The organism is Leclercia sp. (assembly GCF_036780805.1).
Taxonomy (GTDB): domain Bacteria; phylum Pseudomonadota; class Gammaproteobacteria; order Enterobacterales; family Enterobacteriaceae; genus Enterobacter.
On record NZ_DAIQCE010000009.1, the window covers coordinates 99,355 to 118,729 of the forward strand.

Genomic DNA, 19,375 nt, shown 5'->3' on the forward strand with positions numbered 1-19,375 from the left:
TCTCCCCGTCTATCCTGATAGCCTCCTGTTCCAGCTCCAGAAACTGGCTGAGGGCTTCACGCTTCAAATCCAGCGGGTTAACCCGCCAGAAATGGGCAACATTGTAGAGTCGCTCTCTTAGTCCTCTTGGTTCGCCGACCCCGTAAAAAAACCAATGACGGCCATACCGACACTGAATACATCACCCGGGGTCATCTGTTTCGCTGAAGAACGTGGAATACCGGCCAGAACAGGAATGTATTTCAGAGCTGATGCCGTGTTCAGATTCATTTCGCCACTGGCGGTGTAGCTGAACGGGATGCCCAGCGCTTCAATTTCATCATAGGTAGGCTCACGCAGTTCCAGTACATGAATTTCTTCGCCATGAGCAGTAATAGGTTTGCTGAGGATGATCTCTTTCATTGTGTAATTCCTTATTTAGCCAGATTTGAAGTTGCGATCAGTTGGGAAGCAATACGGGCATCAGTGCAGAGTCGGGTAAGATTTTCTCCGCCAGACAGCTCGCCAATACGCGGCAGGATTTCGCGCATTGATGCCGGAAGGCTGATGCCTTTAGCCAGTGCAGACACGTTTTTTGATGATGTAAAAATGCGTTTAGACGCCATTGAAATTCTCCAGCCAGGATTGGTGTTCTTCGCTCACGGTGTAAGCGAACTCTTCGTTTTCATTGAGACAGGTACCGAGCGCCATCAGGAACGCGACGGCAGGGTCGATTTTGTTTGCAGACTTCTTCTTGTTTGGTTTGATGTTGGCGGCAGCATCGGTCTCCATCACCACGTTACTGATCGCCCACGCCAGTATTGGATCACCGTTGTGCTGAATGACCTTACGGTTAACGAATACCTCAGCGGCCTTAGCCACCGGGCTAAATTTCTGGAAGTTCTGAGGAAAGGGAACAACGTCAAAACCGGCACCCATTAACTGGGTACGCAGATGCGTGGCATTCCAGGTATCAAACCCGACCTGCACGATATCGAATTCATCAGCATCACTAAGGATGTCGTCCCGGATGCGATCATAGTCAATACAGTCGCCAGGGGTCGTGCGCAGCCATCCGGCCTTTTCCCAGCCGCGATAAAGCTGGCGATTCTTGTTTGCAGGGTTAGCCAGCTGCAGTTCTGGAAGATAATGCCGGGTAACAATTTTGACTTCCCTGCCCAACGGGAAGATGTAGCAGACACTGGATATGTCGCTGGTTGAGGAGAGATCTAGCCCGATGTAGCAACGGGCACCTGTCAGGTCAGTATCCTGATAATCCGTTTTGCACATATCCCACATCCCGCGACCAAGCCAGGGAGTCGCGCCCTGGCACCAGATGTTGAAGCGCTTGGTAAGCATCTCCACCCACTGAGACGGGATGCCGCGTGCTTTCTGGATAGTGTCACCCAGCGCATCGCGGTTCACCGATACATCCAGGTTGGGATTAGCCTTTATCCACAACTCCGGCTGGTCGATCTCTTTTTCATCGTCCAGTTCGTAAATCAAGGCAAACAGCGAGTCGTTTACCTCATCGCCATCGAGGATCTGGCAGCAGTAATCGTAATGCTGCTTACAGGCTGACACGATGCTGCTGCCGGCGGTGGTGATAGCGAACAGGAAAGGCTCAGGACGCGCACCCATCCCCAGTTCCAGTGCAGAATAAACGCTGTTATCCGGATGCAGGTGATATTCATCAACTATCGCCAGGCTCGGGTTAGTCCCTTCAATGGTCGCCGCCTTTGCTGCCAGAGGCTTCAGCAGGCTGTTCGATTTCGGGTAAATCATCTTGTGCTGCTGAATTGCCAGCCTTTTGCGCAGCGGTTTCGACAATAGGCTCATCTGCCGGGCATCATCAAATACGATCCGGGCCTGATCGCGACTCACTGCCGCGGTGTAAATGTCCTGCTGCCCTTCTTCCATCACCAGGAACCAGTTGGCGAGGATAGCTGCTACAGTTGATTTGGCATTTTTACGGGGCACCTGAATATAGGCGCTACGGTATTTACGTAACCCGCTGGTCCTGATCCGGAACCCTAACAGGCATGCAAAGGCAAATTGCTGCCAGGGCTCGAGCACAATCGGCTTGCCGCGTAACGGTCCTTTCACATGTGGACAGACGCGTGAGAACGCAATAAAGCGCTCAACAACTGCGTTATCGAATGCATAACGGGAGTCTTCAAGGTCGGAAAAGTACCTGTTTACCGCCTGTTTAATACGCTTACAGGCAGGAATTTCTCCTGTTTTTATCGCAACAGCGTACTCATGCCAGGCCGTCAAGTTCGTCACCCTCATCTGTTTCTACCGGATTCCGGCGACGGCTGACCGGGTCAAAGCCCAGCAGTGATGACATTTTAATCATGATTTTTTCCGCGTCGGCCTTTGCACTCAGCGCGGGGTTTCGGCTCTCGCTACCCTGGCTGTTTGTAATGCTGAAGCCACGGCTGGCCACGTCCTCAACCGCCTTCCGGTAAATCGAATAATTGGCGCAGTAAAGTTCAAGATTGATCCAGTCTGCCGGGGTCAGATCACCGCGTTCTGCCAATTGCTTCGCTTTTGCCTTCCATTGCTGGCTGGCCAGTTCATCCAGATAAGCTGGCGGTTTCGGAGGTCTTGCCATTGTTCGTCCTTATTTTCAGAAAAAAAGCCGTGCGCAAAAATTTGAGGGGGCGGGCGGTCCCGGCAGGCTCGCGGCTTGTTTTGAAAACTCCCCCCACCCCGTCGCAGGGCTACCGGTCGGCCCGGGCAGGCCCTTGCTCTCACCTGCTCTGCTTAGCACCCTGCAGCCTCGTTGCAATCCATGATGTCCCACTGAGAACTCACACACAGGTAACCTCTCCAGTTGCTGAGTCGTCGCTATGGAGTTGCCAGTCTCTCTGCCTCGCTGCTCTGGCTTCTTCAGCCCAGTAATGCCCGGCAGCGCGATTCGATTTGGTAATGGGATCATCCTGGAATGTCTTGCGGTTATGGCAGGCATGACACAGTGGCTGGTGATTCCAGTCGGGCCAGAACAACACATCAGCCTCACCCTGGATTGGGATGATGTGATCCACAATGACGGCGGGTGTGTACTCCCCTGCCTTCTGGCAGGATTTACAGAGAGGGTTGACTTTGAGATACCGCAGGCGATATCGCTGCCAGCGGTTGGTATAGCCACGCTGAGAGCGCGTACCGCGACGGGAGTCGTGCTCCGCTCTCGCCTCGCTGAGATGTTCAGCGCACCGCCCTGACTTAACACGGGCTTTACAGCCCTGGACGCTGCAGTAACGGAGGGGTGCACAGGGCATCAGTAAACCCCCGGATCGCGATAGACACCCCAGAGGGCACCGATGGTCAAAGGCACTTCGGCTTTTTCTACCTCTGAGACCATGCCCCGGTTTTCATAGAGGAAAGCCATGTACATCAGGCAGCCAATGCGGATCGCCGGAGTAAAATCGAGTTCCTCTCCAAAACGTTTGCCGATATAGGTCTGACAAACCTCAATCGAGGCCGCAATAAGCCCCTGCAGGAGCGTATCCTCATAATCAAAGTCATCATCCAGGCGCAGGTGCATCTTCGCCTCTTCAAGGCTAATCTGAGCTGCTGTCATCATTTGCCCCTTTCACCTCAACGGTCTGTTTCCATGCCTGGCTGTATTCGTCTCCACCCTCACGCGGTGGCATGCCTTCACGTTCGCGGGCTTCGTTAGGGCACATGACGCCTGATTTGATGCCTTTTTCGTAGGTAGAGAATCGCTCTGTCGGATTAGCCCGGAGAAGATCAGCAGAATCGAACTCCATCAGATAACGCACCCCCGGCATAATCGAGGTAATGAGCAGCGAGGATTTAATCTGTTGTTCAAAGTTCGCCAGCCAGGGGCGCATGGTCATGGTAAGGAAAGCACGACTGGCTTCACTGAAGTTGCTGTACGAGCTGTTGCTGTAGTCCTGAAGGAAGATCGGCGAGACGTTGAACATGCGGGCGATGTCCTCGATAGAGAAGCGACGGGATGCCAGCCATTCGGCATCCTTATTGTTCATGCCCAGTTCTTTGTAATCCATGCCTCCTTCAATGATCGGTACTTTTCCTGCATTTCTGGCGCCCTGATAACGTTCCAGTACCTTTTTGACCTTCTCACCCTTAGGCCCATCAAGGTACTCATCAGTTGTCAGGATACCGCTAGCCAGCATTCCATCTTTCATTACGCTGGCCCCGTGGCGCTGTTGAGCCAAGCCCAGCCCCAGCGTTTCACGGCAAATCGTGACAGGTGAGCGCCCCAGAAAGCCGTCGTCTGTGGCATAGCGAAGATGGAGAATCTCTTCCTGCAGGTATGTTTTCACAGTCCCTGAGTAAGGTTCGGTGATCGTGTATTTGTATCGTTTATCACCAATACGTTCAGGCACAACAGAACCCGGCGCGTAGGGATGCAGTGCTTTTGGCTGGCCATCACTGCCCCACTCGATCACTGCATAGGCATTACCGTTTAACAGGCAATGGCGCATCATCGTGCGCTTAAACTGATAAGCAGTCTGATAGTCGTTTGGCCGTTCGTTCAGCAGCAGGTCGACGGGGTGCATACTCAGCCATTCCCGTGCCTCGCGCCCCTGATCATTTCTGACCAAGTACAGGTAACACGGCATGGTTGCCACCGCTTCACTTATGACTGATACGGCATTCATTACCGCCGGCAGGGATTCAGCTGTTCCTGTCGAGACATATTCGCCTGAACCGGTATTGGGGATCCCTGCCAGCGCCATAAACTCATCAATGGTCATGCTGCGCTGATCAGACTTGCGGCTGAAGGGCCAGAGATTCCACATATTAAAGCCCCGCCAGCTCAGCCCAGCGACTGCGATTATCAGCGTTACGGCGCAGTCCCGGGTGTTGTAAGAAAAGTGAGCGGTGCGCGATTTCCACGCCAGACTCAGGATAAGCAGGCATAGAAGTTACGGTGATTTCCCGTAGTTCGGCAGCGATCACGGTACGCAGGTATGGAGACTGAGCAATATCCCATGCCTCTTTCAGAGCACGGAAGCCGAAGCTCATGCCGGACAGATCCCCGCGCTCCACCAGCGTTAGAACATCATTGCCAAGCTGCGTATTTGGCGGCGTCAGCTCAAAGCGCAGTCCGATATCGTCCTCCGCCAGCACAAGCGTGCCGGATTTAGTACGCCCCAGCAGCTGGGTATAGTTATGCTCAAACAATGCGCGTACATCGATGCCGGATGCCAGGCTGTCTTTAAACGCCCCTGGAGCAAATTGCTCACGGAATTCATCCCAGATGATTTCCGACAGGCTATTCCAGCGCACGGCGTAGCCCACCAGCTTTTTATTGCTGGCACTAAGCTCTGATGTGCGAATTTCAAAATCGATACTTTTCATTGCCAGACTCCGCAGGGGCAAAAAGGGGCCGAAGCCCCCGAAGTTCCAAATCAAGGTGCCGGTTTCATTTCCAGAACTTTGATCGCATTGGAGTCCACCACACCACCGCCCAGATATTTGTCAGTGTGAACCTTATAGAAGCCAGGCTCGGTGATGTTGTCAGGGCGGGTACGAACACCAGTGGTGTGATCGACAATGTAATAACCGCGCTTGAAGTCACCCACTGCCAGCGGTGCTTTACCCACGCCGATATCTGGCATGGTTTCGAGATACTGAACCGGCTGGCCCAGCAACATATCCGGGGAACCGGCCACCAGGCGATCACGCCAGATGTAATCACCATTGCTGTTTTTCAGTTTCTGCAGCGCAGCTGCTGTCTGTGAGTTCATCACCCACACGGCATTTTTGCGGTACTTCGCTTTCAGTTTGAACAGCAGGTCGATCAGTTCATCTGCAGCAATGGTCGCTGCGGCTGTAACCATCTTTTCCAGCTTGCCGAATGCTCGGGTCTTGTCAGAGGTTGCTTCACGGGTGTAGGCCAGGAACCCTTTTGATTTTTTGGTACCGTCGCCGTTAACGAAGTCATCTTCTTCGGTCTCTGCGAAGGTATCGGTTACTTCAGAAGTCAGCCAGCCGAGGATATCCACTTCAGAGAAGTCGAGAATCTCCTGGGTAGTTTTCGGATAGGCATAAATCGGGTTGAGGACAATCTCAACTTCGTTCAGCGTTGGCGTATCAGTGGCCGTACGGGCAGTTCCTTCAGTGCCACGTGCAATCTTCGCCCCACCAGCAGAAACCAGCTTCTGGTATTTATTGGTTTTGGTGGTCTTCACCGTGGCGATCGAACGCATAACCGAATCATCTTTAAGCTGGCGCATGATCTCGCGATCCAGTTCAGGGATAACGGTATAGCCGCCGTCGGCGTTCGTGGTCGTGGAGAGTGCACGGGTATCACCTGTAGTGATGTAGTGGCGCAGTTCGTCATTGGAAATGGTTTTGCCTTCAGCTGGTTTACCCGGCTGGCTACGCTCATCATCCGCCACAGCCTCAAGACGGGCGATTTCCACATCAAGAGTTTCGGCCTGGGCGCGGAGTTCGTCGAACTGCTTGCCCTCTTCATCGCTCAGGCTGCGCTTTTCGGTCTCGGCTTTATCCAGAAGCGAGCGCATCTGGGTTTTGAGGGAGGTCTTTTGCTGGCGAAGTTCGAGTAATTTCTTCATGCGAGTTTCCATCGTTGATTATTAATCGGACGGGAAACCTGATCATTAAGGAGGGTGGTCGCTTACCCCCGCGTAATAGAGTAAGCGACCTGTGACGGCTCCCGCCGGAGTGTCACACATCAAGATATACACGAAAATAATTAAAGAAACCCCCTTTCGAGCAGGGAGTAGGAAGGAGTAGAATAAGGTATAAATAATTTACAATTATTTTTACCATAATATAGGTGAATGAATGCAGGGATTTAAGGAGTTTTTAGAGTCATTGCAGAAGATGACTGATGTAAGATTAAACATTGCAATTTTAGTAACATGCCTAGTGTTAATCTTAATCTCTCCAGCTGATCATTTTATACTGGACCCTGTTCCAAAGCTAATCCCTCAAAGTTTAATACTAATAACCACCACCAGATTAGTATTCTCTCTAATCAACCTTATCCATAGCTTTCTTTCAAGAAAAATCGAGAAGGAACAGGAAAGGAAAAAAAGTGATATTGCTAATCAAGAAAAATTAAAAATGAATGCTATCATGAGAGATAATGTTAGAGAGGAATTCAAAAAGCTAGACATTTTTCAACTTTATATAGTGAAAACTTTAATTGGTAAAAATCATTGCTCGCACTCTAAAGGTGCAGCGCTGTTTTCGTTATGTAATGCAAAGATTACCTATGTAGTAGCTTCTGGTGAGCATACACAAAGCCTATCTTTAACAGCTGTGGCTGCAGATATTTTGGAAAAAGAATATTCTAATGATACATCCGCCCTAGAAATAAATGCTGCAACCCGAGTATTTAATTCAATGCCAGAAAAAGAACTAGCAAAGTTTAAATTACTTTTAGAAAGGGATGTCATAAAAACAACTTGGTTTGGACATGACAGGAGAAGCCACTTTGCTCCTAGCCATGCGACATTTGGAGAGTATAAGAAATCTATTATTTTTGAACAACCTCAGGAAGGTTTTGAATACTCCTTAAACCCACTCCTTAGAGATGTATTAAGCAATTATTGATACAAGGCCGCTTGAATGCGGCCCTCTTTTGTTCATTAATTATAGCTCTGGTGAAGAAGTCATCTTACTCAGATATTCCTTTAGATGTTCTATCATCACTTCGAGTTGCTCTTTGTTAGTAGCAAAAATCTCACCGGAAAGTGTACTTCTCACAAAATCATGATGATCAATCCAGAAAAGTGCCCCATCGGCAAGCGCCTGCTGATACTCGGCGGTTGGCATTGTACTCATGTCATGAAGTCCAAATTGGTCATAATGCTCTTTGATTTCTTGAATAGTAATTGGCATTTAAGCTCCTTTTTCGTCTAATCTGCCGCACTTAGCGCCGCGTTTAGAAATGCCACGCTTAATGCCGCACCAATCTTCACAAAAACTCTGTCAAACTCAGTAATGGCAAGGCTTTCAGCCAAACGCCGCACTTAGCGCGCATATACAGGTCTTAAGTGCGGCATCAGGTCATAAAATACACCAAATGCCGCGCTTGCCGCGCTTACCGCCGCATTTAATCAACGGTAGTCGGATAAAGGTTTTCCCCGTCAACGCGAATAATTTTCTCACTCTCCAGTTTATCCAACCAACGAGGGAACGACTTTCTAACCTTATCTGCCCCAAGCGTTGCACGAAGATCATCTTTAATCACCGATATGGTGCATGACTCTCCACTGGCTGTTCGACTTCTTACAGCCTGCCACAAGGCCTGATGATTTTCGGTTAGCCGAGACACATTCGCTAACTCAGGTTCAACTTCTTTTGCCTCCCTTGGAACATCGTGTACCACCAAAGAGCAAATTGCCTCTCCATCCTCATCGGTATACAGCTCCGCAGTCCGTAGGTCATATGCCTTGCGATCTGGCTCCTCAGCATCTTTCATCTTGGTGCAGGAGAGGATCAGTGCTTTACCCTCCCCCTCACGCTTAACATTGAATTCTGCATCCAGCGCAGCCCGGAATGAACTGGATCCGCGCGCCCCCTTCGCCTCATCCTTGCCGGAGTGGTGCACCACCAGCACCGTAGCTCCTGTTTTCTGCTTGATGGTGTCACATCCCTCGATAAACGCTCCCATATCTCGGGCATCATTCTCATCATTGCCACCAAAGCAGCGGGCCAGCGTGTCGATCACAACCAGAAGAACAGGCAGACCACATTCAGCCTCCACCTGCCGCGCCGCCAGCAGCACTTCATTGACCTCTGACGATCGAACTGGAAATACCGGCCGGTTGACCAAATAGAGATTATCGGCCTGCAGACCGTTCACTTGCTCCCATGCTCTGATACGCCGAGGAACGCCCACACCACCCTCACCGACTACATAAAGTACGGCGCCCTGAGCCACCTTCTTGCCAGCCCAGAACTGGCCTGTTGCTATATGGCAGGCCCATGAGACCGCCAGAAAGCTTTTATAGGAACCGCTGGGGCCGTAGATGCTGCAAAGCGACTGCGCCGGTAAGAAATGCTTGATCACAAAATCCTGTCGGGCGTCATATCCCTCTGATCCGCGAGATAACGGAAGCCGGGTGCGTCGGGACTGTATTTCAGTGGAAGGGAACACGCGCTGTATCCGCTGAGCGTCCGTAAGCCAGGCTTTCAATTCCTCTTCGCCTATCACTTCTTTCAGCGCTTCGCGGCGCAGCTCGTTCACCTGCCCGGCATCGCTGCCCAGATAGCCGGCATCGCACAACTCTTCGTAGGTCATGCCGTGAAGCTGGGTTAGTTTTGCCACCAGCTTGCCGTAGCGCGTGGTCGTGTCTTTGTGCTGGTGGATGGCTTTATCCAGATCGCTACGGGTGTAGGGGCGCCCGTGCGACCAAAGGTAAGAACAGGCGAACAGAGCATCGGACACCACTTCTACGGCCGTCAATTGAACAGTCATTGTGGAATACCTCCGCTCATCTGGAATTTACCCAGCAAAGGATGGAACCAGTAAGCAGATCCGTATTTACGTTTAGCACTGCGCAGCACCAGGCGTGCTGCCTCCCGGAATTTCTCATCAGGCGCAATGAAGCCGCCAGATTTCATCTTGACCAGCATCACGCCGGTATTCTTCGCCAGTTCTTCCGCCTTTTTCGTGGAAATACCATACTCTGCCGCAAGCGTGGCCACGGGCGTCATGCCCGGGGGAATTTCACCACCGTGGCTATCAGTCAATGTGCGAACCTGCAATTCAAGCTGCAGAACGCGCTCCACCAGCAGATCAACTCGTCTTTCCAGTTCATTAAATTTGACGTTACTGATCATTGCACTACCTCCCCGCGGCGCTTTCTAAGGACGTAATTTGCCGTACTGCTGTTTTGCTCAAGTGCCTGAGCCATTCTTGGTAAATGACGTAGTGCATTGCCAAGCAGCACCAAATCACGGCGTGCATCCTCATCGGCATAGCTTTCAGATTCCGTAGCATCAAGAGTCAGATTGCCGATCAGGGTAAGCGCGCTGGTTATGGCGAAAACGCCATCGCCATATACATCACTGGAAGCGAGCAGGTCATCATCGCTGAGGCATTCAAAATCAGGAGAGTGCCTTACGAGCTGGTGGTATATATCACGCATTGCACACCTCCGTGATCGGCAGGCGAGCAGCCAGAGGAAGGATAAAATGAGGGGCCAGTATGCTACGTGCTTCACGTTCGCTCACTGCATCAACTGACAGGCGGCACGGCTTGGCTTTTTTATCGTGCCGGTTCAAGGCAAGAAAACGCCATGTATATTTAAGGTGAGATTGAGTATGCTGTTGATCAGCCATGATGTAAGTCTCGATTACGTTATGGTCAGAGGCCCGGTTAGTGCTCCAACACTGCCGGGCTTCGCTGTTTTTACACTTAAGCAAAATCAAAGTGTCCGACACATAGTATTTACTGGTGTCCGACACGTCAAGTATTGCCATAACCTTTTCTTCGTATATTATTGTCCGACACCTAATCACTAGGAATTGAGTAATGGCAACTAAATCCATCAATGCAAAGTCAAAAAGATTCGATGTTCGCGTCCCACACCAAGTAGCCGAAGCTGTAGAGATTTTGAAAAATGATGGTGAAAGTACAGGGCAGTTTGTTGTCACAGCATTAGAGAATGAGATTAAACGGCGCCAGCGCAAACTCACTAAAGAGGCTGACAAGGCGTAACTTCCTCGGTTAAAAATCAATCTCCCGAAAATATGGGAGATCCCCGTGTTTATCCCGCACTGGGGAAATGCACCGAGTTGCATTTTTGCAACTCCAGATCTCCCCAGTTTTGGGGAGATCACTTTAGGGGTGTACGGCATTGGCGCATACCCCCGCCAATGGCGGAAGTATTGGGTATGCTGCAATGAAGTACATCCTGATAAGGGTGGAATTTGAAATGGGAACCCCGCCAATGGCGCAGTTCCGATATCGCCTGAAATCTCAGGCGATTCTTCAGCTCCTGTAATTAAAGGAGCGCTCTGGCTTTGACCACCAGCTGCTGGCCAGGTATGCTGATTTTGTTTCGAATGATCCCACTGGCGGCCCTGCAAGGCCGCCTTTGTTTTATCTACCATACCCCACCTCACGCTGTCTGAGTACGACGGTTCGCTGCAAGGTACGTATCCAGATCTGACTTCATGTAAATGACCTTTCTCCCCACCTTATGATGCGGAATTGATACCTTACCGGTACAAGCCCAGTTAGCGAGAGTCTGGGGGTTTACGCCAAGGTAGGATGCGGCTTCAGCGCGGGTGAAGCGAGATAGGGATGGATTGAGTGGAACAGAACGCATAGTTATCACCTTCAATTGCAGATTAACAATGGTGATAACTATCCATTTTCAAGTATTGGATTATCAGTCCAACAGCCTGTTACTCAGAGGCGATAACCGGCTAATGCCCCCTAATAGCCGGCTATTGGGGGGTAAACCAATTCGAATGAGGTGTACTTCTTGGGCTTTGGTGGTCTTAGGCCAGAGCTTTCGATCCAGTTATCCAATGACCCCCTCGTTACTTTCTTATGATACTGCACCATTAATTCTTCGATGATTCCTGTTTTAGAGGCGCCGGGGTACGTCAACCAAGTAAGCCTGATCACCTCCATAATCTCTGAGTAATAAGCATTCCGAGGTTTTTTCGCTCTTTCACTTTGGCTCTTTGAGATAATTTCTCTATTACTAATTGACGCAAGAGCATCATTAAAAATATTCTCAATGGTCATTTTTATGCCGATTCTAACCAATCTATCAGCTTGATTTTTAAGTCCCAGAGCATTCAATGTCAGTGCAGAATTTAAAATATCGACGCCTTCTCCCTTGAATGGAACATCAAGGCACAGGTCATTATTCGAATCCATACTCAATGCTATAGATAACGCTTTGATTTTATTTGGCTCAACATCTTCAAAATCTTCACATCCAATAAAATGCAGAAACTCTGACATAGGTTCAGCAGAGGCATCAAAATATGATGTTATACGCTCTATTGCTGATTTCCCTCCATCTTGCTTGAGAAACTCTGTTAATACTATTCCGCCCGGTGAGTCGACTCCCAGTGCGAACAGGTCAGTAATAAATGGAGCAACCAGAAAAGCTTCTCTTTTTAGTTTCATTTTTTTCATTTCTTTGCCTCAGATTTAGTTTCTTTATTGAGACATTGGAAAATTAACTTTCTCTTTTCATCATCACTTAATGTGCTTAGAGCATTAATCAGCTGACTATCGAGTCCGCTTTTAATTTCGACCAATCCTGCATACTCAAGAATAGCGCGTTCTATTCTGGAAGCTGGCTCCAGCAATTCATCTGCGCCGAAATGAAGATAACCCTGCGTTACGTCTGCGCTGCGCATTGTCCGGTGGTTCATCAGCCGCTTAAGGATATAACTCCCCACGCCCACCAGCTCGGCAACGGTACCAAAGGTACGGCGACCATCGTGCCATTTGAAAGGTATTGGCTGCAGCATATCAGGGTTGGGACTTGGGATGGTTGCGGCACTGATGCGATCGATAACATGCCGATATTCTTTAATGATGCCTTTCGCACCGGGAAACACTAATACCTCGTCACCAGATTTCATTTTCAGCCGGCGCCGGAAAAGCTCGAGCAACGTACCTGTCATAGGTAGCTCCAGAGGGTCGCCGTTCTTGGTGATATCAATCCAGAAAAATCGCCCGCCCATATTCACGCGATCCCAGGTTAGACCGAAAATTTCTGATTTGCGTAAACCAGTAAAAATCGACATCTCTACAGCATCACATATTGCAGCTGCTACATCATCCCGGCCTTGTTCAGCTGTATCACGCACTACAGAGACAGCGCCCAGCCAGCGCGCGAAATCATGAGTACGGATTCGCTCCGTTTTTCTGATCGTGCCATGCCACTGGCGCTTTGTGCTCAGCACCAGTGTTGGTGGATCAGGCAGCAATGTTTTGCCTTCTTCATCTCGATAATGATCATGCGCGAAACGATAAACGGCACGCAGTGCCCTAGCCCACAGATCCGCTTGTGCTTTACTTCCTGCTCCGACCCCGGCTCTCAATGTCCCCTTATCAGCACCAAACCAAACGGAGCCATCGGTAACAGCTTTATGGCGATGCTCAACACGTTCACGCGTAATGGCAGACAGGGATTGTTTCATCCAGTCGCCTGAGTAATTTTGCAGGATGGCGCGATATTGCTTTTCGGTTGTTGGTTTCAGGCGGTGGCCGCGATTTTGAATGTAGGTGTCCAAGGCATCGCATAGCGTTACGGCTGCTTTTTCGTTTACCCGCTTCGCTACGTTAGGGTTTTGTCCTGTGGTTGCAACACCACCAAGCAATTCGAGTGCTTTCGCCCGGGCATTGTCCACAGAGAGATCGGGAAACCTCCCGAGCGTTGCGCGGATAAACTTGCCGCTACGCTTTCTGGAAATGCAAAAGCTCTTAACGCCACTGGTACCGACGCGAACGCGCAGGCCATTAACTACGGTATCGCCGTATTCCACCTGACCTTTTTCTGCTGGCGGTAGGCTTTCAATTTTGGCTTTGGTAAATTTGAAGGTTTCCACTGTAACCTCGTGACCAAACGATCAGAGAATCCTACGAATCGCTTGTTTTGCTCCAGGATACCCATAGGATACCGCAGCAAAGTATTTTTGAGTATATACAGGTATTTATACAGTGGTTGTTAAAATGATTAAGCTATTGATAATTATCAAAAAGTATTTTTAGGTAAGATATTGATGCTTAACTCATAATCGCTTGGTCGCTGGTTCAAGTCCAGCAGGGGCCACCAGATACAGCAAGGGCTGACGAGAAATCGTCGGCCCTTTTGTTTTGCATCCTCACGGCCTTCCTGACTTTGACCTTCTTTTTCCATCAAGCGCGCCAGCAACGTCATGACATCAGGATCGCCCTACTCACCATAATATCTTCCTCGCGTATTAGCGTTCCCCCTTAAAATAAGATTTAAACTGAACACCTCAAATTGTTATTGAGATTAATCCAACATGCGGTTAATTACGTATTTTCGTTACATTCACCCAACATTATCGACATGATATTAACATGAATTTTAATAGCTTTTTTATTGCCGTGACCCATTTCAATATTTTATCTCATCAGATCGTTTATTTTTAAATATGCGATAAGGCTTTAAAAATGCAGGCTGAACGAATGATGAATAATTACAAGCTACATGAGTTTTTGGACGTACAAAGACTTCAGACCTTGCAGGATAATTTTTCCAAATCGATGACGATCGCGTTGGTGGTAGTGGATGAAAACGGCGTTCCCGTCACCCGGCCCAGCGGTTTTTCAGACTTCTGCGCACGCTCGCGTCTTAACCCTAATCTGACCCATCACTGCTATGAAAGCGACAAGGCGGGCGGGCGAGCGGCGATGCAGGCGCGCGAGCCCGTGGTGTACCGCTGCTACTGCGGTTTTGTCGAGTTTGCGGTCCCTATCATGATTAACGATCATTACCTTGGGGCATTTATTTCCGGCCAGGTCAAAGTGGAAGAGGAAAAAGAGCGCAGCATTCCCTATATTCTGGATAACAATCAAATCTGGGAAGAAAACCCATGGTTGATTAATTTACATCAAAATACGCGCCGAATGCACTATGAGCGCTTTGAATCTACAGCCTCAACGCTATTACATGTTTCTTCATATCTGGTGGAACAGGCACACGCCAATAATATTCAACGCGAGTTACGTAAAAAAGATCTGGAATTGACTAACGAATTAAGAATGCGTGTTGAAATTGAGCGTTCACTACATGAAGCAGAATTTAAAGCACTCTCTTATCAGATCAACCCGCATTTTTTATTCAACGTATTAAACACCATTGGTCGCCTGGCGTTTCTTGAAGATGCCCAGCGTACCGAAACCATGGTGCATGATTTCTCCGACATGATGCGCTACTTGCTACGCAAAAATAATCATGGGCTGATTACGCTGCGCAATGAGATGAATTACGTCAACAGTTACATGTCGATTCAAAAAGTGCGCATGAGCGACCGCTTTGATTATCAGTATGACATCCCCGAGAAATATCTGGATGTGGTCTGCCCCTTTTTGATCCTGCAGCCGCTGGTAGAGAACTTCTTCAACTACGTGGTGGAACCGCGCGACACCAGCAGCCATCTGCTGATCCGCGCCACAGATGACGGTCAGGATGTGGTTATTGAGGTCACCGATAATGGCGACGGCATCTCTGCGGATGCTATCGAACGGATTTTGTCCGGCGACCAAAATCTACAAAAAGGCAGCATCGGCATCAACAACATAAAAAATAGATTAAAACTGTTATTTGGTGAGAGCTACGGCCTGGAGATCATGAGCGCCAACAAGCCCAGGATGGGCACAACCATTAAACTTCGTTTCCCGATGCAGGAAGCCTGATAGCAGAAAGAGGACATATGTTTAACATCGTTATCGTTGAAGATGAGCCCATCGAGCTTGAATCCCTGGTACGGATCATTTCCCAGAGCGTGGAAAACGCCGTGATTCACGAAGCCTCCACGGGCAAAAAAGCTATTCAGTTGATCGACCAGCTGGACCATATCGACATGATCTTCGTGGACATCAACATTCCGCTGCCAAACGGCAATCAGGTCATTGAATATCTCAGAAAAAAAACCACCGATACCAAAGTCATTGTCACCACGGCAAACGATGATTTCGATATCGTGCGCAGTATGTATAACCTCAAAGTGAATGATTACCTGCTGAAGCCGGTTAAAAAAAGCATTCTGACCGATACCATTAAAAAAACGCTCGACGTTGACGAAGGTGATAACGAAAAATCCCGGGCGCTGAAGCAAAAAGTGTTCAGCCTGATCGACGAATGTCACTATGCCCCGTGGCACAGCCTTATTTTCGACATGCTTAACGGCGCGTGTCAGGTCAACGGCGCTGACGAGAATAAACGCAAAGCGATCGGCGATTTTCTGGAAATCGTCAGCCAATATGTTGCCGCACAGGGCGAAAAATTAGCTCCAGCCCAACGTAAAGTCGCCGCCCTGATAAAAGACGTCAATCAGTACGGCATAACCGAGAGCCGTTACTTTCGGGTGATGACCGACCTGCTGACTCTCAGCGAGGTGCTGTTTGATTATGCGTTCAAAAGTTATACCGGCAATATCGATTTTATTGAGCGGGCGAAATTTCATATTGAGAAAAATATCCTCCGCAATCTGACGCTGGACGACGTCGCGGCAAAATCGTTCGTCAGCTCCTGTTACCTGAGCCGGGCGTTCAAGAAAATCACCGGCATCGGTTTTTCGAATTATATCGCCACGCGCAAAATCACCATCGCTAAATCGCTGCTGCAGTTTAGCGACCTGAAAGTGAACACCATTGCGCTGGAGCTGGCCTGGCAGGACGCCAACTACTTCTGTCGCATCTTCAAAAAAGAGACCGGTATGGCCCCCTCTGATTACCGGAAAATCGCGATCCCGGAAGAGAATGCGTCCCTGGCGTAATTTTGCGCTGGCGCGTAAATGAAAACAAAATAGTCCAACAGACCCGCAAGATAGTGTACGCCCCCTTGTCTGGTTGCCCTCTAAGATAGGAATAAACCTTCCAGACAAGTGGCCTCGTTTTGAACGATTACCTGTTTACTTCCGAATCCGTTGCCGAAGGGCATCCCGACAAAATGGCCGATCAGATTTCCGACGCCATTCTGGATGCCATTCTCCTGCAGGACCCCTGGGGCAAAGTGGCCTGCGAATGCCTGGTTAAAACCGGCGTCGCTATCGTCGCAGGCGAAATCTCCACTCACGCCACGGTGGATATCGAGCAGATCGTCCGCAATACCATTAAAGAGATTGGCTACGATCATTCCCGGTTGGGCTTCGACGGCAATACCTGTGCCGTGCTGAATATTCTCGGCAAACAGTCCAGCAATATTGCCGAGGGCATTCGCGGTGACTCCCCGGCCGCGTTGGGCGCAGGCGATCAGGGCATCACCTTCGGCTACGCCTGTGATGAAACCCCGGAACGGATGCCCGCCACGCTGGTTTACGCCCATCGCCTGATGGCGCGCCAGGCGCAGCTGCGTAAGTCTCAACGGCTGGCGTTTCTACTCCCCGATGCCAAAAGCCAGGTCACCCTGCGCTATCAGGATAACCAGGTACATTCGGTGGATACCGTGGTTGTGTCTACCCAGCACAGCCCGACTATCTCGCTGGCGGCCCTGCGGGAAGCGGTTATCGAAGAGATCATCAAACCGGTCATGCCATCGCACTGGCTCACGCCACATACCCGCTTTCTGGTCAATCCGGCAGGGGCTTTTGTGATTGGGGGTCCGGTGGGTGATTGTGGGTTAACCGGGCGCAAAATTATCGTCGATACCTACGGCGGAGCGGCCTGTCACGGCGGAGGCGCATTTTCCGGTAAAGATCCGTCGAAGGTCGATCGTTCCGCTGCCTACGCCGCCCGCTACGTGGCAAATAATATTGTCGCTGCCGGTCTTGCGTCGCGCTGCGAAGTCCAGCTGGGATGGGCCATCGGCCTCCCCCGCCCCATTTCTGTCAGGATTAACACCTTTGGCACGCAGAACGTATCAACGTGGGCGTTGCAGCAGGCGGTTAACCGCCATTTTGATCTCAGCGTCTACGGCATCATCAACACGCTCGACCTGCTGGTCCCCCGCTATCGTAAAACGGCCTGCTACGGCCACTTTGGACGCGACAGCTTTCCGTGGGAACGCACGGATAAAGCGGCGCTTTTACGCGAAGACGTTGGCCGATAATCCAACGCGCGCGCAGCATAATGTGAATTTATCTACAGGAGAAGTGTATGTCCGGGCAAAGTTTAGGCTTGATCGAAACCGTCGGAATGGCTGCGGCGGTGGAAGCCGCGGATGCCGCCATGAAATCCGCTAACGTCAGCCTGGTGGGCTATGAGCTAACCAAAGGCGGCGGGATGGTCACGGTAAAGCTGGAAGGCGAAATTGGCGCGATTAACGCCGCCGTGGCGGCAGCCATCAGCGCGGCTGACCGGGTGGGCAGCGTATACGCCCACAAAGTGATTGCCCGTACCGCGCAGCATATTGAGCATATTATTCACTCAACGGAGACGGTCGGCATCGTGCGGCCTGAACCTGAAACGCCAACGCCTGCTGTCGCACAGGTTGAAGAGACGCCAGCTCAGGCCATCCCGGTGGTGAATATAGAAACGTCCCTCAGCGCATCCTGCATGGATAGCGTTGAGGAAACGCCGCAGGATCCCGTGAAGAAAGGGCCGCGTCCAGGGCCGAAGAAAAAATAACGCCACTGGACCTCAAAATGCCGCACTGAATAGCCGTTCAGCGCGGCATTTTTTTATCCCCCGGAAAACAAAAAAGCCAGCAGGGCGGGCCCACTGGCTTTTCTTTACTCACCAGGCGCTACAGTAGCGGGACCAGGGTGAACAGCCCGATGGTCGCCAGCAGGTTCACCGCGGTGGTCATAATGGCAATGGCCATCGCCGGTGGATCGATATGGGTATCGCCATGGACCAGGAAGATACGCGACATGAGCTCGCCTAACAGCGCGCAAATAATACCGACAATCCCCGCCCATATCAGGCTACCGGACAACGCCGCCGCCAGCGCGGCGGGCAACGCGATATGGTGCGATACGGGCACCTGGGTGTTGAAGTGCAAAAAGATCAGCGAGAACGCAGAAATACCGAACGCCAGCAGCGCGCCGTTGCCGCCGAACTTGAGTCCTAAAAAACCGGCCATCAGGCCGATGCCCAGGCCCAGCACCGAAAGCTGTGGAATGCGGCTGTGGTAGGGCATCCAGCATTTATCCTGCGGCGGGTAGCAGTGGCGTATCCCCTGCTCCGGCTTACCAAACAGGCCTGTTTTACCAAACATCAGTCGGCTGATCACCCCAGAGATCACCACCGTCAGCGCCACGGTATCGGTCCAGGCATGACCGGATGGGAACGCCGGGATCTGATTCAGCCCCCAGGCGATGATGTAGCCGCCCGCACCGAAAATCCCGCCCACCAGCAGCACGTCATAGGCTGCCAGCCCGCTCAGCCCGGCGGTAATATCGCGCCCGGAGCCCAGTTTGCCTCGCTTTGCCGCGTACGCGGTTGCCGCCACGCCCGCAGCAAAGCCGCCGGTATGCGGCCCAAACAGCCCAAACGGAAAGGTAATAAAATCCGATGGCGCCCCGGTAATAATTTGCACGACCGCCATGGCGATCACCAGAAGCCCAACGAATTCAAACGCCGCCAGCGCGCCAATGGCCGCGCCAAATATACCGCCGCCGAAGGCAACGAAAATGTCTAAGCTATTCATATAGCTCACCTCTGTAATAGGATTAAAGTAAAGGACAACGTAAATGAAATGCAGAATGCAGACGGGCTCCGGGTATTTTTATAATTAAAATAATATGTGTC

General features: G+C 50.6%; 24 protein-coding genes. 5 read left to right on the forward strand and 19 right to left on the reverse strand.

What is annotated here, in order from left to right; all coding sequences use genetic code 11:
* Positions 1-117 precede the first annotated feature (117 nt).
* The 9 genes from V7Q49_RS18190 to V7Q49_RS18230 form a co-directional block, all read right to left on the reverse strand.
* Positions 118-402 carry a phage tail assembly protein gene (locus tag V7Q49_RS18190; protein WP_333854141.1) on the reverse strand — a complete coding sequence of 95 codons (285 nt, stop codon included), beginning with the start codon at positions 400-402 and terminating at the stop codon, positions 118-120.
* An 11-nt stretch (positions 403-413) separates the two neighbouring features.
* Positions 414-605 (reverse strand): hypothetical protein, encoded by a 192-nt coding sequence (locus V7Q49_RS18195; RefSeq protein ID WP_333854142.1) that lies wholly within the window; start codon positions 603-605, stop codon positions 414-416.
* Positions 595-2,256, reverse strand: coding sequence for a terminase large subunit (locus V7Q49_RS18200; RefSeq protein ID WP_333854144.1), 1,662 nt, complete (start codon positions 2,254-2,256; stop codon positions 595-597). The genes V7Q49_RS18195 and V7Q49_RS18200 overlap by 11 nt, the downstream gene beginning before the upstream one ends.
* Positions 2,240-2,596, reverse strand: coding sequence for a phage terminase small subunit P27 family (locus tag V7Q49_RS18205; RefSeq protein ID WP_267458984.1), 357 nt, complete (start codon positions 2,594-2,596; stop codon positions 2,240-2,242). The genes V7Q49_RS18200 and V7Q49_RS18205 overlap by 17 nt, the downstream gene beginning before the upstream one ends.
* 199 nt (positions 2,597-2,795) lie before the next feature.
* Positions 2,796-3,263, reverse strand: a complete 468-nt coding sequence (locus V7Q49_RS18210) for an HNH endonuclease (protein ID WP_333854148.1) — start codon at positions 3,261-3,263, stop codon at positions 2,796-2,798.
* Positions 3,263-3,565 carry a head-tail connector protein gene (locus V7Q49_RS18215; RefSeq protein ID WP_333854238.1) on the reverse strand — a complete coding sequence of 101 codons (303 nt, stop codon included), beginning with the start codon at positions 3,563-3,565 and terminating at the stop codon, positions 3,263-3,265. Before V7Q49_RS18215 ends, V7Q49_RS18210 begins: the two co-directional genes overlap by 1 nt.
* On the reverse strand, positions 3,546-4,775 hold the full coding sequence (locus V7Q49_RS18220; protein ID WP_333854150.1) for a phage portal protein: 1,230 nt from the start codon (positions 4,773-4,775) through the stop codon (positions 3,546-3,548). The genes V7Q49_RS18215 and V7Q49_RS18220 overlap by 20 nt, the downstream gene beginning before the upstream one ends.
* Position 4,776: 1 nt before the next feature.
* On the reverse strand, positions 4,777-5,337 hold the full coding sequence (locus V7Q49_RS18225; protein ID WP_333854152.1) for an HK97 family phage prohead protease: 561 nt from the start codon (positions 5,335-5,337) through the stop codon (positions 4,777-4,779).
* A gap of 50 nt (positions 5,338-5,387) precedes the next feature.
* The gene (locus V7Q49_RS18230; protein ID WP_333854154.1) at positions 5,388-6,557 is read right to left on the reverse strand and encodes a phage major capsid protein; all 1,170 of its coding nucleotides are present in this window, start codon (positions 6,555-6,557) and stop codon (positions 5,388-5,390) included.
* Positions 6,558-6,789: 232 nt separating this feature from the next.
* Here V7Q49_RS18230 and V7Q49_RS18235 point away from each other — a divergent pair, with 232 nt between their 5' ends.
* Positions 6,790-7,563 (forward strand): hypothetical protein, encoded by a 774-nt coding sequence (locus V7Q49_RS18235; protein ID WP_333854156.1) that lies wholly within the window; start codon positions 6,790-6,792, stop codon positions 7,561-7,563.
* Between the two features lie 39 nt (positions 7,564-7,602).
* Here V7Q49_RS18235 and V7Q49_RS18240 read toward each other — a convergent pair whose 3' ends face one another.
* The 9 genes from V7Q49_RS18240 to V7Q49_RS18285 all read right to left on the reverse strand — a co-directional run bounded on the left by V7Q49_RS18240 (position 7,603) and on the right by V7Q49_RS18285 (position 13,853).
* Positions 7,603-7,851 (reverse strand): hypothetical protein, encoded by a 249-nt coding sequence (locus tag V7Q49_RS18240; protein WP_333854158.1) that lies wholly within the window; start codon positions 7,849-7,851, stop codon positions 7,603-7,605.
* A 214-nt stretch (positions 7,852-8,065) separates the two neighbouring features.
* Entirely contained in the window at positions 8,066-9,433 is a 1,368-nt protein-coding gene (locus tag V7Q49_RS18245) for a helicase RepA family protein (RefSeq protein WP_333854159.1), read from the reverse strand.
* Entirely contained in the window at positions 9,430-9,798 is a 369-nt protein-coding gene (locus V7Q49_RS18250) for a hypothetical protein (RefSeq protein WP_333854161.1), read from the reverse strand. Before V7Q49_RS18250 ends, V7Q49_RS18245 begins: the two co-directional genes overlap by 4 nt.
* The gene (locus V7Q49_RS18255; RefSeq protein ID WP_333854163.1) at positions 9,795-10,106 is read right to left on the reverse strand and encodes a hypothetical protein; all 312 of its coding nucleotides are present in this window, start codon (positions 10,104-10,106) and stop codon (positions 9,795-9,797) included. The genes V7Q49_RS18250 and V7Q49_RS18255 overlap by 4 nt, the downstream gene beginning before the upstream one ends.
* Positions 10,099-11,073, reverse strand: coding sequence for a host cell division inhibitor Icd-like protein (locus tag V7Q49_RS23570; RefSeq protein WP_442913079.1), 975 nt, complete (start codon positions 11,071-11,073; stop codon positions 10,099-10,101). Before V7Q49_RS23570 ends, V7Q49_RS18255 begins: the two co-directional genes overlap by 8 nt.
* Before the next feature lie 8 nt (positions 11,074-11,081).
* The gene (locus tag V7Q49_RS18270; RefSeq protein ID WP_333854166.1) at positions 11,082-11,291 is read right to left on the reverse strand and encodes a helix-turn-helix domain-containing protein; all 210 of its coding nucleotides are present in this window, start codon (positions 11,289-11,291) and stop codon (positions 11,082-11,084) included.
* 110 nt (positions 11,292-11,401) lie between these two features.
* Complete coding sequence (locus V7Q49_RS18275) at positions 11,402-12,118, reverse strand: hypothetical protein (protein WP_333854168.1); 717 nt, start codon at positions 12,116-12,118, stop codon at positions 11,402-11,404.
* Positions 12,115-13,542 (reverse strand): integrase family protein, encoded by a 1,428-nt coding sequence (locus V7Q49_RS18280; protein WP_333854170.1) that lies wholly within the window; start codon positions 13,540-13,542, stop codon positions 12,115-12,117. The genes V7Q49_RS18275 and V7Q49_RS18280 overlap by 4 nt, the downstream gene beginning before the upstream one ends.
* Before the next feature lie 146 nt (positions 13,543-13,688).
* Positions 13,689-13,853, reverse strand: coding sequence for a hypothetical protein (locus V7Q49_RS18285; protein ID WP_333854172.1), 165 nt, complete (start codon positions 13,851-13,853; stop codon positions 13,689-13,691).
* A 296-nt stretch (positions 13,854-14,149) separates the two neighbouring features.
* On the opposite strand from V7Q49_RS18285, the gene V7Q49_RS18290 reads away from it, so the two are divergent.
* The 4 genes from V7Q49_RS18290 to V7Q49_RS18305 all read left to right on the forward strand — a co-directional run bounded on the left by V7Q49_RS18290 (position 14,150) and on the right by V7Q49_RS18305 (position 18,250).
* The gene (locus V7Q49_RS18290) at positions 14,150-15,379 is read left to right on the forward strand and encodes a PocR ligand-binding domain-containing protein (RefSeq protein ID WP_333854174.1); all 1,230 of its coding nucleotides are present in this window, start codon (positions 14,150-14,152) and stop codon (positions 15,377-15,379) included.
* Between the two features lie 17 nt (positions 15,380-15,396).
* Positions 15,397-16,461 (forward strand): AraC family transcriptional regulator, encoded by a 1,065-nt coding sequence (locus tag V7Q49_RS18295; protein WP_333854176.1) that lies wholly within the window; start codon positions 15,397-15,399, stop codon positions 16,459-16,461.
* A 119-nt stretch (positions 16,462-16,580) separates the two neighbouring features.
* Positions 16,581-17,732, forward strand: coding sequence for a methionine adenosyltransferase (metK, locus tag V7Q49_RS18300; protein WP_333854177.1), 1,152 nt, complete (start codon positions 16,581-16,583; stop codon positions 17,730-17,732).
* Positions 17,733-17,779: 47 nt separating this feature from the next.
* Entirely contained in the window at positions 17,780-18,250 is a 471-nt protein-coding gene (locus tag V7Q49_RS18305; protein WP_333854178.1) for a BMC domain-containing protein, read from the forward strand.
* Positions 18,251-18,368: 118 nt separating this feature from the next.
* On the opposite strand, the gene V7Q49_RS18310 is transcribed toward V7Q49_RS18305, so the two are convergent.
* Positions 18,369-19,274: a permease gene (locus V7Q49_RS18310; protein ID WP_333854179.1), complete on the reverse strand. Its 906-nt coding sequence runs from the start codon at positions 19,272-19,274 to the stop codon at positions 18,369-18,371.
* Positions 19,275-19,375: the final 101 nt, after the last annotated feature.

Coding starts and splice junctions, on each gene's coding strand:
- V7Q49_RS18245 (WP_333854159.1), bottom strand. CDS start 9,433: ATGACTGTTCAATTGACGGCCGTAGAAGTGGTGTCCGATGCTCTGTTC.
- V7Q49_RS18190 (WP_333854141.1), bottom strand. CDS start 402: ATGAAAGAGATCATCCTCAGCAAACCTATTACTGCTCATGGCGAAGAA.
- V7Q49_RS18225 (WP_333854152.1), bottom strand. CDS start 5,337: ATGAAAAGTATCGATTTTGAAATTCGCACATCAGAGCTTAGTGCCAGC.
- V7Q49_RS18235 (WP_333854156.1), top strand. CDS start 6,790: ATGCAGGGATTTAAGGAGTTTTTAGAGTCATTGCAGAAGATGACTGAT.
- V7Q49_RS23570 (WP_442913079.1), bottom strand. CDS start 11,073: ATGGTAGATAAAACAAAGGCGGCCTTGCAGGGCCGCCAGTGGGATCAT.
- V7Q49_RS18255 (WP_333854163.1), bottom strand. CDS start 10,106: ATGCGTGATATATACCACCAGCTCGTAAGGCACTCTCCTGATTTTGAA.
- V7Q49_RS18305 (WP_333854178.1), top strand. CDS start 17,780: ATGTCCGGGCAAAGTTTAGGCTTGATCGAAACCGTCGGAATGGCTGCG.
- V7Q49_RS18205 (WP_267458984.1), bottom strand. CDS start 2,596: ATGGCAAGACCTCCGAAACCGCCAGCTTATCTGGATGAACTGGCCAGC.
- V7Q49_RS18230 (WP_333854154.1), bottom strand. CDS start 6,557: ATGAAGAAATTACTCGAACTTCGCCAGCAAAAGACCTCCCTCAAAACC.
- V7Q49_RS18295 (WP_333854176.1), top strand. CDS start 15,397: ATGTTTAACATCGTTATCGTTGAAGATGAGCCCATCGAGCTTGAATCC.
- V7Q49_RS18290 (WP_333854174.1), top strand. CDS start 14,150: ATGATGAATAATTACAAGCTACATGAGTTTTTGGACGTACAAAGACTT.
- V7Q49_RS18215 (WP_333854238.1), bottom strand. CDS start 3,565: ATGACAGCAGCTCAGATTAGCCTTGAAGAGGCGAAGATGCACCTGCGC.
- V7Q49_RS18285 (WP_333854172.1), bottom strand. CDS start 13,853: ATGGAAAAAGAAGGTCAAAGTCAGGAAGGCCGTGAGGATGCAAAACAA.
- V7Q49_RS18275 (WP_333854168.1), bottom strand. CDS start 12,118: ATGAAAAAAATGAAACTAAAAAGAGAAGCTTTTCTGGTTGCTCCATTT.
- V7Q49_RS18195 (WP_333854142.1), bottom strand. CDS start 605: ATGGCGTCTAAACGCATTTTTACATCATCAAAAAACGTGTCTGCACTG.
- V7Q49_RS18210 (WP_333854148.1), bottom strand. CDS start 3,263: ATGCCCTGTGCACCCCTCCGTTACTGCAGCGTCCAGGGCTGTAAAGCC.
- V7Q49_RS18310 (WP_333854179.1), bottom strand. CDS start 19,274: ATGAATAGCTTAGACATTTTCGTTGCCTTCGGCGGCGGTATATTTGGC.
- V7Q49_RS18250 (WP_333854161.1), bottom strand. CDS start 9,798: ATGATCAGTAACGTCAAATTTAATGAACTGGAAAGACGAGTTGATCTG.
- V7Q49_RS18240 (WP_333854158.1), bottom strand. CDS start 7,851: ATGCCAATTACTATTCAAGAAATCAAAGAGCATTATGACCAATTTGGA.
- V7Q49_RS18270 (WP_333854166.1), bottom strand. CDS start 11,291: ATGCGTTCTGTTCCACTCAATCCATCCCTATCTCGCTTCACCCGCGCT.
- V7Q49_RS18220 (WP_333854150.1), bottom strand. CDS start 4,775: ATGTGGAATCTCTGGCCCTTCAGCCGCAAGTCTGATCAGCGCAGCATG.